The organism is Dietzia sp. 179-F 9C3 NHS (assembly GCF_045369825.1).
Lineage (GTDB): Bacteria > Actinomycetota > Actinomycetes > Mycobacteriales > Mycobacteriaceae > Dietzia.
The window spans coordinates 64,464-80,164 of the sequence record NZ_JBIQES010000010.1 but is presented as its reverse complement, the minus strand read 5'-3'; the positions used below and the strand labels follow the sequence as shown (position 1 = coordinate 80,164).

General features: G+C 71.2%; 13 protein-coding genes. 6 read left to right on the top strand and 7 right to left on the bottom strand.

The genetic code is table 11. From position 1 onward, the window contains the following. Positions 1-5: 5 nt before the first annotated feature. From ACH0BZ_RS12970 to ACH0BZ_RS12960, 3 genes are all read left to right on the top strand, one after another. Positions 6-1,055, top strand: a complete 1,050-nt coding sequence (locus ACH0BZ_RS12970) for a DoxX family membrane protein (RefSeq protein ID WP_406898914.1) — start codon at positions 6-8, stop codon at positions 1,053-1,055. A gap of 146 nt (positions 1,056-1,201) precedes the next feature. Continuing rightward, positions 1,202-3,553 (top strand): HelD family protein, encoded by a 2,352-nt coding sequence (locus ACH0BZ_RS12965; protein WP_406898913.1) that lies wholly within the window; start codon positions 1,202-1,204, stop codon positions 3,551-3,553. A 5-nt stretch (positions 3,554-3,558) separates the two neighbouring features. Then, positions 3,559-4,002 (top strand): DUF732 domain-containing protein, encoded by a 444-nt coding sequence (locus ACH0BZ_RS12960; RefSeq protein ID WP_406898911.1) that lies wholly within the window; start codon positions 3,559-3,561, stop codon positions 4,000-4,002. Positions 4,003-4,008: 6 nt separating this feature from the next. Here ACH0BZ_RS12960 and ACH0BZ_RS12955 read toward each other — a convergent pair whose 3' ends face one another. Both ACH0BZ_RS12955 and uvrB read right to left on the bottom strand, forming a co-directional pair. Further along, positions 4,009-4,458, bottom strand: coding sequence for a universal stress protein (locus ACH0BZ_RS12955; RefSeq protein WP_406898910.1), 450 nt, complete (start codon positions 4,456-4,458; stop codon positions 4,009-4,011). 126 nt (positions 4,459-4,584) lie between these two features. Next, entirely contained in the window at positions 4,585-6,723 is a 2,139-nt protein-coding gene (gene uvrB / locus ACH0BZ_RS12950) for an excinuclease ABC subunit UvrB (protein WP_406898908.1), read from the bottom strand. 162 nt (positions 6,724-6,885) lie between these two features. Here uvrB and ACH0BZ_RS12945 point away from each other — a divergent pair, with 162 nt between their 5' ends. Beyond that, positions 6,886-8,397 carry a DUF4185 domain-containing protein gene (locus tag ACH0BZ_RS12945; RefSeq protein WP_406898907.1) on the top strand — a complete coding sequence of 504 codons (1,512 nt, stop codon included), beginning with the start codon at positions 6,886-6,888 and terminating at the stop codon, positions 8,395-8,397. Next, positions 8,397-8,945 (top strand): DUF402 domain-containing protein, encoded by a 549-nt coding sequence (locus ACH0BZ_RS12940; protein ID WP_406898950.1) that lies wholly within the window; start codon positions 8,397-8,399, stop codon positions 8,943-8,945. The genes ACH0BZ_RS12945 and ACH0BZ_RS12940 overlap by 1 nt, the downstream gene beginning before the upstream one ends. A gap of 43 nt (positions 8,946-8,988) precedes the next feature. On the opposite strand, the gene coaE is transcribed toward ACH0BZ_RS12940, so the two are convergent. The 3 genes from coaE to rpsA form a co-directional block, all read right to left on the bottom strand. Beyond that, positions 8,989-10,071 carry a dephospho-CoA kinase gene (gene coaE / locus ACH0BZ_RS12935; RefSeq protein ID WP_406898905.1) on the bottom strand — a complete coding sequence of 361 codons (1,083 nt, stop codon included), beginning with the start codon at positions 10,069-10,071 and terminating at the stop codon, positions 8,989-8,991. A gap of 50 nt (positions 10,072-10,121) precedes the next feature. Beyond that, entirely contained in the window at positions 10,122-11,411 is a 1,290-nt protein-coding gene (gene aztD / locus ACH0BZ_RS12930; RefSeq protein ID WP_406898904.1) for a zinc metallochaperone AztD, read from the bottom strand. 146 nt (positions 11,412-11,557) lie between these two features. After that, positions 11,558-13,033, bottom strand: coding sequence for a 30S ribosomal protein S1 (gene rpsA / locus ACH0BZ_RS12925; protein WP_406898903.1), 1,476 nt, complete (start codon positions 13,031-13,033; stop codon positions 11,558-11,560). Between the two features lie 105 nt (positions 13,034-13,138). Between rpsA and ACH0BZ_RS12920 the strand changes: the two genes are divergently transcribed. Then, on the top strand, positions 13,139-13,954 hold the full coding sequence (locus ACH0BZ_RS12920) for a class I SAM-dependent methyltransferase (protein ID WP_406898902.1): 816 nt from the start codon (positions 13,139-13,141) through the stop codon (positions 13,952-13,954). Here the strand turns inward: ACH0BZ_RS12920 and ACH0BZ_RS12915 are convergent. Beyond that, the gene (locus ACH0BZ_RS12915; protein ID WP_406898900.1) at positions 13,951-14,712 is read right to left on the bottom strand and encodes an amino acid ABC transporter ATP-binding protein; all 762 of its coding nucleotides are present in this window, start codon (positions 14,710-14,712) and stop codon (positions 13,951-13,953) included. The two genes, ACH0BZ_RS12920 and ACH0BZ_RS12915, sit on opposite strands and share 4 nt — an antisense overlap. Beyond that, the gene (locus ACH0BZ_RS12910; RefSeq protein ID WP_406898899.1) at positions 14,709-15,692 is read right to left on the bottom strand and encodes an amino acid ABC transporter permease; all 984 of its coding nucleotides are present in this window, start codon (positions 15,690-15,692) and stop codon (positions 14,709-14,711) included. Before ACH0BZ_RS12910 ends, ACH0BZ_RS12915 begins: the two co-directional genes overlap by 4 nt. Positions 15,693-15,701 lie beyond the last annotated feature (9 nt).

Genomic DNA, 15,701 nt, shown 5'->3' with positions numbered 1-15,701 from the left:
GAACGATGATCCGACGACTCGCACGACCCATGCTCGCCTCGGTGTTCATCATCGACGGCGTCGAGACGCTGCGTAACCCGCAGGCCCGCATCGAGAACGCGGCGCCGCTCGTCGACAAGGCGACGCCGCTCGTCGAAAAGGGCGAGCAGGCCGTGAACGAGCGTGTGTCCACGAACGTCCCGCCCGTCCCCAAGGACACCGAGACCCTCGTCAAGGCCCTCGCCGGGGTCAAGGTCGGCGCGGGTGTGCTGTTCGCGCTCGGCAAGGCCCCGCGCCTGTCCGCGCTGGCCCTGACTGCCTCGCACGTGCCCACGACCGTCTCGAGGCACGCGTTCTGGATGGAGTCCGACCCGGCCGCCCGGAGCCGCAAGACCACCGGCCTGGCCACGGACGTCGCGCTCCTCGGTGCACTCATCCTCGCCACCGCCGACACCGCGGGGCAGCCCGGCCTGGGCTGGCGCGCCCGCAAGGTCGGCGACAAGGTCTCGGCCAAGCTGCCGGGTGCCAAGTCCGAGACGGCCGCCGCCGGCGCCGCCATCGCCGGTGTCGCCGCAACGGTCGCGGACCAGACCCGCAGTGTGGCCGACACGGTCAAGGAGAAGGCTCCGGTCGTCGCCGACACCGTCAGGGAAAAGGCCCCCGAGGTGGCCGACCAGGTCCGCGAGCAGGCGACGTCCTTCGCGGACGTCGTCCGCGAGAAGGCGCCCGTGGTGGCTGCGCAGGTCCGCGACCAGGCGTCCGCGGCACGCGAGCAGGCCGCACCGCTGGCCGCCCAGGTCCGCGAGCAGGCCTCCGCCGCCCGCGAGACCGCCTCCCCGGCCGCCGCCTCGGCGCTCGAGCAGATCAAGGGCCAGGCCGGCGCCGCCGCCGCGGCCGCGTCCGCCGGTGCCCACGACGCCCGGGAGCGGGCCGCCGTGGCCCGCGAGGCCGCCGCCGCCCGTGCCGCCGAGGTCGACACCGATCAGCTCCGCGCCGACGCCGGTGCGGCGGCCGAGCGGGCCAAGCTGAGGTCCGACCGGGCCCGCCTGGGCCTCGCGCGCATCATCGCGCCCTGAGCGTTCCCGCCGGCCCCGCGCCGGTGACCCCGGCGACGACCCCGCCCGGCATGCCGGGCGGGGTCGTCGCCGTCCGATGCCCTCCGGCCGCAACCGGTAGCCTGGACGTCCTGTCCGATCCACCCGTGAGCCCGAGAGGAGCGCCCGTGCCGGAACCCGACGCCGTCGCCGAGGAGCAGCGCCACCTCGGCCGGCTCCTCGACCGCCTCGAGGAACTGCGGACCGACACCCGCGCCCGGCTCGACGCGGTGCTGCGGGGCGCCGGGGGGACGCCGCAGGCCCGCTCCGAGCGGGAGTCCTTCGTGCGCCTGTACTCGGCGGAGCTCGCGGCGTACGGCGCCGCCAACCTCGGCCTCTACTTCGGTCGCCTGGACATGGAGGACGGCGAGGTCCGGCGGATCGGCCGGGTGGGTCTGAGAGACGACGACGAGGATCTCACCCCGCTGCTCCTGGACTGGCGCGCGGACCACAGCCGACCGTTCTACCTCGCCACCACCGCACGGCCGGAGGGCACGCACCGGCGCCGCCACCTCCGCACGATCGGTCGCCGGGTCATCGGGGTGCACGACGAGTACCTGACGGCCCCGGTGGGCGGGGCGCTGCCCGGGGAGGACACCGCCGACGTCGTGGGCGAGACAGCGCTACTGGAGACGCTCGACGCCGCCCGCTCGGGGCACATGACCGACATCGTGGCCACGATCCAGCGCGAGCAGGACGAGATCATCCGCAACCCGCACCGTGGGGTCCTGGTGGTCCAGGGCGGCCCGGGGACGGGCAAGACGGCGGTGGCCCTGCACCGAGCCGCGTACCTGCTGTACACCCACCGGCGCCAACTCGACCGCAGCGGCGTCCTCATCGTCGGCCCCAACGCCCGGTTCCTCGACTACATCGCGCGCGTCCTGCCGTCCCTCGGCGAGTCCGGGGTCGTGCTGCGCACCCTCGCCGACCTCTACCCCGGGATCCGGGCGACCGGCGCGGAATCGCTGCGCGGCGAGGAGGTCAAGGGCTCGGAGGACATGGTGGGGATCCTCCGCGCCGCGGTGCGGGCGCGTCAGCTCGCGCCGGAGTCGGACGTCGAGGTGCTGTGCGAGGGGCACCGGCTGGTGCTCACGCCGGCGATGGTGCGCTCGGCGCGGGGGCGCGCGCGAATGAGCCGCCGTCCCCACAACGCGGCGCGGGAGGCGTTCGCGGACCGCATCGTGGACGCGCTGGCGGAGCAGTACGTCGCCGCCCTCACCGAGCCCGTGGGCGACGCCGAGGCCGCCGCATGGGCCCCCGAGGGTGACGGCGTGGGTGACCTCGGGGACCCGTCACGGCCTCTCCTCGGGGCGGACGATCGCGCGGAGCTGCGCGCGGAGGTCGCCGCTGCTCCGGAGGTGCTCGAGGCGATCGACCGGTGGTGGCCGGTCCTGCGCCCCGAGCAGGTTCTGGCCGACCTGCTCGGCGACCCGGACCGGATCGCCGAGGCGGCCGGTGAGTACGTCGCCGAGGATCAGGTGGCCCTGCACAGGGTCGACGGCGAGGACTTCTCCGCGGCCGACGTGCCCCTCCTCGACGAGCTGGCCGAGCTGCTCGGCGAGGATCCGGCCGCGGACGGCTCCGAGGCCGACCGCGCGTGGGCCGAGCAGGTCCGCCAGGCCGAGGAGGCGCTGGAGATCCTCACCGGGTCCGCCGTCCAGGACATCGAGGACGACCTCGACCCCGAGGTGCTCATGGCCTACGACGTGGTCGACGCCGAGTCGCTGGCCCGCCGCCACACGGCGGACTCCGATCTCACCGTGGCGGACCGCGCCGGGGCCGACCGCACCTGGGCCTTTGGCCACGTCATCGTTGACGAGGCCCAGGAGCTGTCCGCCATGGCCTGGCGGATGCTCATGCGCCGTTCCCCCAACCGCTGGATGACGCTGGTCGGAGACGTCGCCCAGACCTCCAGCCCCGCCGGCATCGACGCGTGGGGGGACGCGCTCTCGCCGTACGTGGACGACCGGTGGGTGCACTGCGAGCTCACCGTCAACTACCGGACGCCGGCCACGATCGCCGCGGTCGCCGAACTCCTCCTCGCGGAGATCGACCCCGCCGCCATCTCCCCCCGGACGGTGCGGCCGGGTCGCCGCGAGGTCGCCTGGCTCGAGCCCGAGCCCGGCGCCGTGCCGCGGGTGGTGGCCGAGGAGGCCGGCGCCGTGGACCCGGAGCGGACGATCGCCGTGCTCCTCCCCGACGGGGCGGGGCATGCACCGGTGGTCGACGCCCTCGCGGCGACGCGACCGGACACCGTCGTGCTCCCGGTGTCCCAGGCCAAGGGGCTCGAGTTCGACACGGTCGTGGTGGTGGATCCCGACGGCGTACTCACCCGGTCCCCGCAGGGCCTGCAGGATCTCTACGTGGGCGCGACGCGCGCCACCCAGGAGTTGGTCCTGGTCCAGCCGGGTGGCTTCGGGCCGCTACTCGCGGGGATCCGCGACGCCCTGGGCGCCGGCGGACGGGAGCTCATCGCATGAGGACAATGCGCACACGGGCCGCGATCGCACTCGCGGCGGGCCTCGTCGGGGTCGCGGCGGCAGCGGGGTGCGCGAGCCCGGCGGACGAGCCCGCGGAGACCACCGGGACCGCCGCCGCCTCCGCCCCCGGCGGACAGGATCCTTCGGACACGCCGTCGGACACCGGCACCGGCACCGGCACCGGCGCGGAGCGCAGCAGCAACGAACAGGCGTTCCTCGACGACCTCGCCGGCCGCGGTGTCGCGACGGACACCGCGGCCGACACGGCCGTCGAGGTGGGGCTGGGGATCTGCCGCGGCATCGCCGAGGGGGCGGACCCGGGGACGGTCCTCGACCGCTTCCGTCCCTTCACCACCGCACTGGCCGCCCGCGACGGCGACGGCGGAACCAACTCCGCGGACGCGGGCCGCGCCCTCGTGGACGCGAGCCGCGCGCACCTCTGCGGCTGACCGCCGTCAGGTCGTGTGGACGATGAGCACGTCGCAGGTCGCACGACGGGCGGCGTCGGCCGGGACCGAGCCCAGCAGCCGGCCGGTGATGGAGTTGAGACCCTTGTTGCCCACCACCAGCAGGTCGGCCCCCACGTCGTCCGCGAGCTTGATGAGCGACTCCACCGGGGCGCCCTTGACGGTGCGCACCTCGATGGTCCCGGCACCCGCCGCGACGGCACGCTCGCGGGCACTGCGGACGATGTCCTCCGCCGGGTTGTCGCCGCGGATCTGGTAGGCGTCGTCACCCAGCTGGTCGGCGGCGTGGCTCACGGACCGCTGGTCGGCCAGGACGTACGCGCAGGCGATCACCAGGGTGGCGTCCTCGCCGGCCGCCAAGGTCGCCGCGCGCTCGACCGCCCGAAACGACGATTCGGAACCGTCGGTACCGACGACGACCTTCCTGTAGGCGCTCATGCTCTTCCTCTCCTCGGCGCGCGGCCGGTCCCCCGACCGGCACGGAACCGCGCTCAACTCGTTCCCCACAGCGTAGTGCCCGGGGTGGGGCCGCGTCCGCCGTAAGCGCCGGACGTCACATCCCGGTCAGTCGATGCCCGCCTCGCGCATCCCCTTGAGCTCGCGCCGCAGCTCGGCGATCTCGTCTCGGAGGCGGCCGGCCAGCTCGAAGCGTAGGTCGGTGGCCGCGGACATCATCTGCTCGGTCATCTCCTCGATGAGCTTCTCCAGCTCCTTGCGCGGCCGTGCGGCGTCGCCGGCCGCACGTGCGCCGACGAGCTCGGGGCGCAGGGTGGGGTCTGCGTCCTCCGCGGCGTCGTCCCGCTCCTCCCCCACCCGGTCGAGGATGTCGGCGATCTTCTTGCGCAACGGCTGCGGGTCGATGCCGTGCTCGGTGTTGTAGGCGATCTGCTTCTCGCGCCTCCGCTCGGTCTCCTCGATCGCGTAGCGCATCGAGTCGGTGACCGTGTCGGCGTACATGTGGACCTCGCCCGAGACGTTGCGGGCGGCGCGGCCGATGGTCTGGATGAGCGAGGTGCTGGACCGGAGGAAGCCCTCCTTGTCCGCGTCGAGGATCGCCACCAGGGAGACCTCCGGCAGGTCCAGGCCCTCGCGCAGGAGGTTGATGCCCACCAGGACGTCGTACTCCCCGCGCCGCAGGTCTCGCAGGAGCTCGACGCGCTGCAGGGTGTCGATCTCCGAGTGCAGGTAGCGCACCCGCACCCCAAGTTCGAGCAGGTAGTCGGTGAGGTCCTCGGACATCTTCTTGGTGAGTGTGGTGACCAGGACACGCTCGTCGCGCTCGGCGCGGGCGCGGATCTCGCCGATGAGGTCGTCAATCTGTCCCTTGGTGGGTTTGACGACGACCTCGGGGTCGACCAGCCCGGTGGGGCGGATGACCTGCTCGACGAACTCGCCGCCGGTCCGCCCCAACTCGTACGGGCCCGGGGTGGCCGAGAGGTACACGGTCTGCCCCACGCGGTCGGAGAATTCCTCCCACGTCAGGGGGCGGTTGTCCAACGCGGACGGCAGGCGGAACCCGAAGTCGACGAGGTTGCGCTTGCGGGAGGCGTCGCCCTCGTACATCGCCCCGATCTGCGGGACGGTGACGTGGGACTCGTCGATCACGGTGAGGAAGTCCTCGGGGAAGTAGTCGATGAGCGTGGCGGGAGAACTGCCGGCTTCGCGGCCGTCGATGTGCCGCGAGTAGTTCTCGATACCGGAGCAGAAGCCCACCTGCTGCATCATCTCGATGTCGTAGGTGGTGCGCATGCGCAGCCGCTGTGCCTCGAGGAGCTTGCCCTGGTTCTCCAGCTCGGCCAGCCGCTCCTCCAGTTCCTCCTCGATCGACGCGATCGCTCTGGCCATCCGCTCCGGGCCGGCCACGTAGTGGGTGGCGGGGAAGATGCGGACCTCCTCCACCTTGCGCACGACGTCGCCGGTGAGCGGGTGGATGTAGTACAGCGCGTCCACCTCGTCGCCGAAGAACTCGATGCGCACCGCGAGCTCCTCGTAGGTGGGGATGATGTCCACCGTGTCGCCCTTGGCGCGGAAGGTGCCGCGCGTCATGGAGACGTCGTTGCGCTCGTACTGCACGTCCACGAGCAGCCGCAGGAGCCGGTCCCGCTCGACCTCCTGGCCGACCTTGAGCGGGATCGAGCGGTCGAGGTACGACTGTGGCGTGCCCAGACCATAGATGCAGGACACGGAGCTCACCACCACCACGTCGCGCCGGGAGAGCAGCGACGAGGTCGCCGAATGCCGGAGGCGCTCCACGTCGTCGTTGATCGACGAGTCCTTCTCGATGTAGGTGTCCGTCTGCGCGATGTACGCCTCGGGTTGGTAGTAGTCGTAGTAGGAGACGAAGTACTCGACGGCGTTGTTCGGCAGCATCTCCCGCAGCTCGTTGGCGAGCTGCGCCGCGAGGGTCTTGTTGGGCGCCATCACGAGTGTGGGCCGCTGGACCTTCTCGATGAGCCACGCCGTCGTCGCCGACTTGCCGGTGCCGGTCGCGCCGAGCAGGACCACGTCCCGCTCCCCCGCCCGCAGCCGCTCGTCCAGTTCCGCGATCGCCGTGGGCTGGTCGCCGGACGGTGTGAACTCGCTGACCACCTCGAAGCGATCCGAACTCCGCTCGATCTCGCCGATCGGCCGGAACTCCGAGTAGGAGAGCACGGTGGGGTCGACGGGGGCCCCGTCGTCGGGGATCTCTGTCGCGAAGGCCATACGCCCAGAGTACGAGTCGCTCGTGCACCCCCACCCGGGAGAGCACCCCCTTCTGTCGTAGACGGACCCTAGTATGAGTCGCGACTTACCTCGACGCCCCATGGTCGACGCCCGCTGCCCCAGCCCGACCGGATCCGTCCGGGCGGGCGGAAAGGAGCCCCCGTGAACCCTCTCCGCCGTCTCACCTCGGCCGCAGTCGCTCTCGCCACCACCGTCCCACTGGCCACCGTGCTGTCCGCCCCGGCGGTCTCCGCCGGCCCGTGCAGCGAGATGTTCGGCAACTTCGGTTCACTCCTCGAGCACCGGACCGGCGCCGGGATGGCTGCCGGATCCCTGGGATCGCTCGGGTCTGCCGGATCCGCCGGGCCGGACGGTTCGGTGGGGTCCGCCTCCCGCGCGCTGGGGTCCGCGGACCGCTCGGGCTCGCTCGTCCAGCAGCTCGAGACGGGCTCGCTCGGGAACATCATCTCCGGATCGCTGAACCCGGTCACCGGCTCCGTCTACGGCATGCCGCCGTGGATCACCGGCGAACAGGGCACGGTCCCCGTCCTGCGCGGGCCCACGCAGTTCCTGCAGCTCGTCACCGGCCCGACCAGCCCGACCGAGTCGATCAACCGGTTCGGGGTCGCCGGCACCGACCTCGGGATCATGTGGGACAACGGCGACGCCGCCGACCCGCAGATCCTCATGGCCTTCGGCGACACGATGGGCGACTGCACCGTCCCCGGGAACCAGTGGCGCTCCAACGTCCTGTTCCGGTCCTCGACACCTGCAGAGGCGCTCGGCGACGGCATCACGATCGACTCGGCGGCGACGGGCCCCGACGGTCTGGCCAAGTCGATCGTTCCGCGTTCGCACCTGCCCGGCGAGGTCACCACCATCCCCACCGCCGGCATCTCCGTGGACGGCGTCCAGTACCTGCGCTTCATGTCCGTGGCCCAGTGGGGGCAGCCGGGCAGCTGGACCACCAACTACTCCGGCCTGGCCTACTCCGAGGACAACGGCGAGAACTGGGAGGTCGTCCCGGCGATGGCCCGGCCGATCACCGACACCGTTCCCGCCGGTGACGGCGCCCCGCCCGTCGACGCCGCATGGCGCGGCGCCCAGATGAGCGCGTTCCTCACGGCGGAGGGGTACCTGTACGAATACCTCACCCCCTCCGGCCGCCAGGGGGCGCCGGTGCTCGCCCGCGTCCCCGAGGCCGACGTCCTCGACCCCGGCGACTACGAGTACTGGGACGGCACGGGCTGGGTCCCCGATGTCCGCGACGCCGAGACGGTCATGCCCGGACCGGTCAGCGAGATGTCGGTGATGTGGAACGCCCACCTCGGCAAGTACACGGCCATGTACTCGCAGGGCTTCGACTCGGTGGTCCTGCGCACCGCGGACCACCCGGAGGGCCCCTGGAGCCGCTCGACCTCGCTCATCGACTACTCGATGCTGCCGGGCGTGTACGGCGCGTTCATGCACCCGTGGGCGCAGGGCGAGGACCTGTACTACCTCGTCACCACGTGGAACGCCTACAACGTCTTCCTTGTCCGCACGAAGCTCTCCGAGATCGCGGTCCACGGATTCCACCGGGCCTCGGAGCCGGCGGTCCCCGCCACGACCACCGAGGTCGTCCGGCAGGTCCCCGTGTCCGAGCTGGTCGACGGCAAGGTGCCCACGTCGTGATGCCCGGGCGCCGGGCGCCCGGAGCCGCGGTCGTCGCCCACGCGCCCAAGCGGGAGACCTTCGACGTCGCCGCGCGCGCGAACACCGACCCCAAGGGGTTCGTGCGCCCGGTGGACGTGTTCCGCGAGACAGCACACGGGCTCTACATGGCGCGCGAGGCCGACCATCCCCGGTTCTCCTACGTCGAGTCCTGGTTGCTTCCCGCTCTGGACCTGCGGATCACCGATTTCCACTTCACTCCCGGCAACGAGAAGGAGCAGGAGTTCTACGTGGACATCATGACAATCGAGCGGCCGGCCGGGGGCTCGGGTCCCTGGCGTACGCGGGACCTCTACCTGGACATCATCTGCAGGACCGGAGCCTTCACGGAGGTGCTCGACGGCGACGAGCTCGCCCTGGCCATCGCGGAGGACCTCCTCGATCCGGACACCGGCGGCCGGGCCATGGAGACGGCCTTCGCGGTCTCGACCGGAATCGCCGCGCACGGCCACTCGCTGACCGAGTGGCTGCGATCCGAGGGCCTGAGCCTGGAGTGGCTGCGCCGCTGACCGGCCGGGGCCGGCGGGGCTCGGATTCAGCGGCGGGCGCGGCTCACCGCCGGGCGCGGGCGCAGCGCGTCCGCTCCCACTCCCGGGTCGCCTCGCGGTCGGCCCGGCCCAGGATCTCGGAGTACTCGGCACGGGCCACGGGATCGGCGCCGATCACCTCGGCCATGAGGAGCGCGAACTCCTGCTCCGGGTCCTCCTCGCCGCGGATCGTCACCTCCAGCGGTCGTGCGGGGTCGCACCAGTGCAGGACCGGCCGCTCGGAGGAGCGGTCCCGCACGTAGCCCGCGGCCGTGAGCACCCGTACCGCCCGGTCGACGGCGTCCGAGTCCTGCACGGTGACCTGCAGATCGACGATGTCGGGGGCGTCCAGCCCGGGAACGGCGGTGGGCCCCACGTGGTCGATGCGGGACACCGTGTCGCCCAGGACGTGCCGCAGGCGGGCGCAGGCCCGCTCCGCCTCCGCCGCCCACTCGGGGCGGTGCGGCACCACGGAGCGGTCGCCCACCACCGGCGTCCCCGTGCGGAGGTTATGCTCGAACGGGCGCAACCGCTGCGCGACCAGGTCGTGGACCACCCCGCGCACAAGATCACGCGGTCCGGAGTTGTCCACCAGCACGTCCGCGACAGCCCGGCGGGCCTCGTCCGTCGCCTGCCGGGACATGCGGGCGCGGGCGTCGTCCTCCGGCATCCCCCGCTGCTCCACGAGCCGCTCGAGGCGGATCTCCGCCGGGGTGTCCACCACGATCACGAGGTGGTAGCCCGGGGTCATCCCGCCCTCGACGAGCAGCGGCATGTCGTGGACGACGATCGCGTCTTTTGGGGCGGAGGCGAACAGCTCGGACGTCCGCTCCCCGATGAGCGGGTGGGTGATGGCGTTGAGCGCGGCCGTTCGGTCGGGGTCGGAGAACGCGCGGGCCGCGAGCTCGGCACGGTTCAGAGCCCCATCCGATCCCACGATGTCGTCGCCGAACTCGGCGACGAGCATGGCGAGCCCAGGCGTGCCCGGCTCGACGACCTCGCGGGCGATCAGGTCAGCGTCGACGATCACCGCGCCCTCGTCCTCGAGGACGGCGGTGACCGTCGATTTGCCCGCGCCGATCCCACCGGTCAGACCCACCATCAACATGGCCAGGATTCTAGGCCAGCGGTGGACCCACCGGACCGGCGCGGCGGGCGTCAGTGCCCGTGCGACGCGTGTGCGGCACCGGGCGCGTCCCCGCCCACCCCGGTGAGCTCGTCAGTGGCGTGGGGCAGCGTCACCTCTGCCGTGACCTCCCCTGTCCGGAGGTCCACGGCCACGAGGCGCGAGGAGGACGGCTCGGTGACGTACGCGGTACCACCACGGACGTAGAGGGTCGGGCGCGGGTCCTTCCACTCGGTGGACTCGGTCCATTCGTCGACGACGTCGATCGAGCGGACGATCTCCGCCGACTCGGGATCGATCACGTGGAGTCGGCCGTCGGTGCCGAGCACGAGCGCCTCACCCTCCGGCCCGCGCCCCAGGGAGCGGAAGCTGTAGCTGGCCGGCAGGTCTACGAGACGCAGGGAGCGCTCCTCGGTGTCGACGAGAGCCACGCGCGTCGGCCGCTCGAGCTCGGCGTCCTCATCCACCTTGTAGTCGCCCAACACCACCGGAGACGACTCCGACCCCGCCTGGTTACCGATCCGGCCGTAGGCGTCAGGGGCCTCCACCTTGTGGAACTCGCCGTCGGAATAGACCACCACGCCGTCGGTGCAGCCGAAGACGAGGGCGCCGAGGGCCGCCGCCTCCCCGTGGATGCCGGGGCAGTCCTCGGTGCGGGTCACCTCGGCCCCGTCGGCGTCACGAACGTAGAGGCCCACTCGCGAGTCCTCGTCTCCGAGCGTGCTCACGACCGTCCCGTCCGCGGCGGGAACGGCGACGCCGTGGTGTGCGTACTCCGACTCGAGCGTACGACGCTCGACGCTGGGGTCCGCGGCGTCTGCGCTGTCCACCACCGTGATGCGGCCGGTTCCGTCGTCGAAGAACGCGGTGAGCCCGTCGTGGACCACGACGTGCCCCGGCTTCTCCGCCTCGAGAGTCACCGGGGTGAGCGCCGGGTCCGCGGTGTAGTGGTGGGCGTGATCACCGTGGGGCTCGCCCCAGGTGCCGACGTCGAGGATCCGGAAGCCTCCGGATGTGGAGACGGCCACGTGCCGGTCGTCGCCGAGCGGGTTGACGCGGTTGAAGCCGTCCAGCGGGAGGTCCGCCACCGTCTCGAGGGACTCCGCGTCCAGGACGAGCAGGCCGCCGTCGTAGGTGGCCACGAGCCGAGGCGTCGCCTGACGCTGCTCGACGGGGGCCGACGTCGTCTCCGCCGCCGTGTCGCCGCCGCCCTGGGCAGCGCTGTCGGTCTCGTCGTCGGTTCCACCGCACGCGGCGAGGACGGTGGCGGACATGGTCAGGAGTGCGGCGCCCCGTAGACGCCAGGTGAAAGTGTTGGGCATGCCGGGAATGATTACCAATAAGGAGGTGGCGCACAAGGCGTCGTATGCGCATCCCCGCACGTCCGCCGCCCGGGCAGAAGAGAGCGGCCCCGCACCCGGCGTCAGGCCGGAGTGCGGGGCTGCGTCAGCGAGCAGCTAGGGCGTGATCACTCGCCGCCGGCGAGCTTGGCGCGCAGGGCCGCGAGCTGCTCATCCGAGGCCAGCGAACCGCCGGTGGTCTCGGAGGTGCCGGCGTCCGAGGCGGACGGACGGGCCGACGCGCTGGACTCCGACGAGTAGTTGGTCGGAGCGGCCTCGGCGGCCTCCGCGGCGGCGGCGCGCCCCTTCTCGATCTGGGCCGTGTGCATCTTGTGGCGACGCTCGGCCTCCGCGTAGCGGTTCTCCCACTCCTCGCGCTGCTTCTCGAAGCCCTCGAGCCACTCGTTGGTCTCGGGGTCGAAGCCCTCGGGGAAGATGTAGTTGCCGGCCTCGTCGTAGCTGTCGGCCATGCCGTACTTCGACGGGTCGAACTCCTCGGTGTAGTCCTCGTCCGCCTGCTTGAGCGAGAGCGAGATACGACGACGGTCGAGGTCGATGTCGATGACCTTGACCATGGCGTCGTCGCCCACCGACACGACCTGGTCCGGCACCTCGACGTGGCGCTCGGCCAGCTCGGAGATGTGGACGAGGCCCTCGATGCCTTCCTCGACGCGGACGAACGCGCCGAACGGGACGAGCTTGGTGACCTTGCCCGGGACGATCTGGCCGATCGCATGGGTCCGGGCGAAGTGCCGCCACGGATCCTCCTGCGTCGCCTTGAGCGAGAGGGAGACGCGCTCGCGGTCCAGGTCCACGTCGAGCACCTCGACGGTGACCTCCTGGCCCACCTCGACGACCTCGGACGGGTGGTCGATGTGCTTCCAGGACAGCTCGGAGACGTGGACGAGACCGTCCACACCGCCGAGGTCGACGAACGCACCGAAGTTGACGATCGAGGACACGACGCCCTTGCGGACCTGGCCCTTCTGCAGCTGGTGCAGGAACTCGGAGCGGACCTCGGACTGGGTCTGCTCGAGCCACGCACGGCGCGAGAGGACGACGTTGTTGCGGTTCTTGTCCAGCTCGATGATCTTGGCCTCGAGCTCCTTGCCCACGTAGGGCTGGAGGTCGCGGACGCGGCGCATCTCCACGAGCGAGGCGGGGAGGAAGCCACGAAGACCGATGTCGAGGATGAGGCCGCCCTTGACGACCTCGATGACGGTGCCCTTGACGGCCTCGTCCTTCTCCTTGAGCTCCTCGATGGTGCCCCAGGCGCGCTCGTACTGGGCGCGCTTCTTGGACAGGATCAGACGGCCGTCCTTGTCCTCCTTGGTGAGGACCAGGGCCTCGACCTCGTCGCCCACCTCGACGACCTCACCGGGGTCGACATCGTGCTTGATGGACAGCTCGCGCGAGGGGATGACGCCCTCGGTCTTGTAGCCGATGTCGAGCAGGACCTCGTCGCGATCGACCTTGACGATCGTGCCCTCCACGATGTCGCCATCGTTGAAGTACTTGATCGTGGCGTCGATGGCGGCGAGGAAGTCGTCCGCGGAGCCGATGTCGTTGACGGCTACCTGCGGGGACGTGGTGTTGGTGGTCATAGGGTGGGGTGCTCCGAGGTGGATAGGAATCGTAGTGGACAGAGGAACTTCTCGCGCGTGACATGGGACTCGTACACACGCGACCGTCGACTGTACGCTTCCGTCGTGACGTGCACAAACCCCCCGCCACCGGACGACTCGGTCCGCGCCTCCCGCGCGTGGTGGGACGCCGAGGCGGTGGACTACCACCGAGAGCACGGCGACTTCCTCGGCGCCCACTCCCCCGACGGCGAGTTCGTCTGGTGTCCCGAGGGACTACACGAGGGTGACTGGCACCTCCTCGGCGACGTGGCCGGGCGCGACGTGCTGGAGATCGGCGCCGGTTCGGCACCGTGCTCACGCTGGCTCGCCGGGCAGGGAGCCCGCGCGGTGGCCACGGATCTGTCCTCGGGAATGCTCCGCGTGGGCGCAGAAGCCGCCTCCCGGTCTACCGGCCCCGCGGCCGACGTGCCGCTGATCCAGGCCGACGCGGGTTGCCTGCCCTTCGCCGACGAGGCCTTCGACGTCGTCTTCTCCGCCTTCGGCGCGGTCCCCTTCATCGCCGACACCGCCGCCGTCATGGCCGAGGCCGCACGGGTCCTGCGGCCCGGCGGCCGCTTCGTCTTCTCCGTCAACCACCCGATGCGGTGGATCTTCCGCGACGATCCCGGGCCCGAGGGACTCGTCGCACTGTTCCCCTATTTCGACCGCAGCCCCTACGCCGAGTACGACGACGCCGGCGAGCTCAGCTACGTCGAGCACCACCGGACGGTCGGCGACCGGATCCGTGAGCTCGTGGCCGCCGGATTCGTCGTGGAGGACCTCGTCGAACCCGAGTGGCCGGAGTGGCTGGACCGCGAGTGGGGCCAGTGGAGTCCGCTGCGCGGTGCGATCTTCCCCGGCACCGCGATCTTCGTCGCCTCGCTGCCGCGGCCGCGCTAGAGAATCTTGGACAAGAAATCCCGCGTCCGCCGGTGCTGCGGGTTACCGAGCACCTCGGCGGGCGCGCCGGACTCCACCACGACGCCGCCGTCGAGGAAGGCCACGGTGTCGGCGACCTCGCGGGCGAAGCCCATCTCGTGGGTCACCACGACCATGGTCATGCCACCGGCGGCGAGGTCGCGCATCACGGCGAGCACCTCGCCGACGAGCTCGGGATCGAGCGCCGAGGTGGGCTCGTCGAAGAGCATGAGCTTGGGCTCCATGGCCAGCGCGCGGGCGATCGCCACCCGCTGTTGCTGGCCGCCGGAGAGCTGGGCGGGGTAGGCGTCGGCCTTGCCGCCCAGGCCCACCTTGTCGAGCAGCTCTCGCGCCCGCTCGGTCGCCGTCGCCCTGGATACCCCCTTGACCAGCATCGGAGCCTCGATGACGTTCTCGAGGGCGGTGCGGTGGAGGAAGAGGTTGAAGTGCTGGAACACCATGCCGATGTCGCGGCGCTGGCGGGCGGCCTGCTTAGGCGAGATCTCGTAGAGCTTCTCACCTTTCTGGCGGTAACCCACCAGTTCGCCGTCAACATAGAGGCGTCCGGCGTCGACCTTCTCGAGGTGATTGATGCAGCGCAGAAAGGTGGACTTGCCGGAGCCAGAGGGGCCCACCAGGCACAGCACCTCTCCGCGGGCAACCTCGAGGTCGATGCCCTTGAGCACCTGCAGCGACCCGAAGTTCTTGCAGACCTGCTGCGCGAGGACCATCGGGGTCATTGCGCGCCCCCCTTCTCGCGGCCGGTGGCGGACATGATCGCCGAGGGGGTGACCCCATCGGCCTCCGCCATCACGCGCAGCTGTCGCGCGGTGAGCTGGCGGGTCGCGCCGCGGGAGAACCGCTTTTCGAGGTAGTGCTGGCCCACCATGAGGACGCTCGTGATGACGAGGTACCAGGTGGCCGCCACGAGCAGCAGCGGGATGGGCTGGAAGTTGACTCCGGAGATGTCCCGCGCCTGACCGTAGAGCTCGCCGGAGAACGGGATCGCGACGACGAGCGACGTGGTCTTGAGCATGGAGATCAGCTCGTTTCCCGTGGGCGGGATGATCACGCGCATCGCCTGCGGGAGCACGGTGCGGCGCATGGTCTGGGCCCGCGACATCCCGAGCGCCGTGGAAGCCTCGGACTGCCCCTCGGGGACAGACGAGATACCAGCACGCACGATCTCCGCCATGTACGCGGCCTCGTTCATGGCGAGGCCGATCACGGCCAGCCAGAACGCCGAGTACAGGACCATCGTGTCCTCGAAGCGCACGAAGGTCAGGTCGGTGAACGGGATCCCGAACTGGATCTGGCGGTAGAGGGTGAAGATCAGTCCCCAGAACAGCAGCTGCACGTAGATCGGCGTGCCGCGGAAGATCCAGAGGTATACCCAGGCCACGGCCTTGAGCACGGGGTTCTCGCTCATCCGCATCACCGACAGGATCACGCCGAGGATGACGGCGAGGATCATCGAGAGCACGGTGAGCGCGACGGTGTAGAACACCGCCATGCCGAACCTGGTGTCGAACAGGTAGCGGCCGTAGGTATCCCAGCGGTAGGCGGGGTTGGTGGCGGCGCCCCAGACGAACAGAAATACCAAGACCAGCACGAGCGCCGCCGAGATCCAGCGCCACGGGTGTCGCAGCGGGACAGCCTTGATGGGTACGGGCGTGCTCGGTTCGGGTCCGGTCTCGGGTCCCGTCTCGTCGGAAGTCACCGGCGGTTC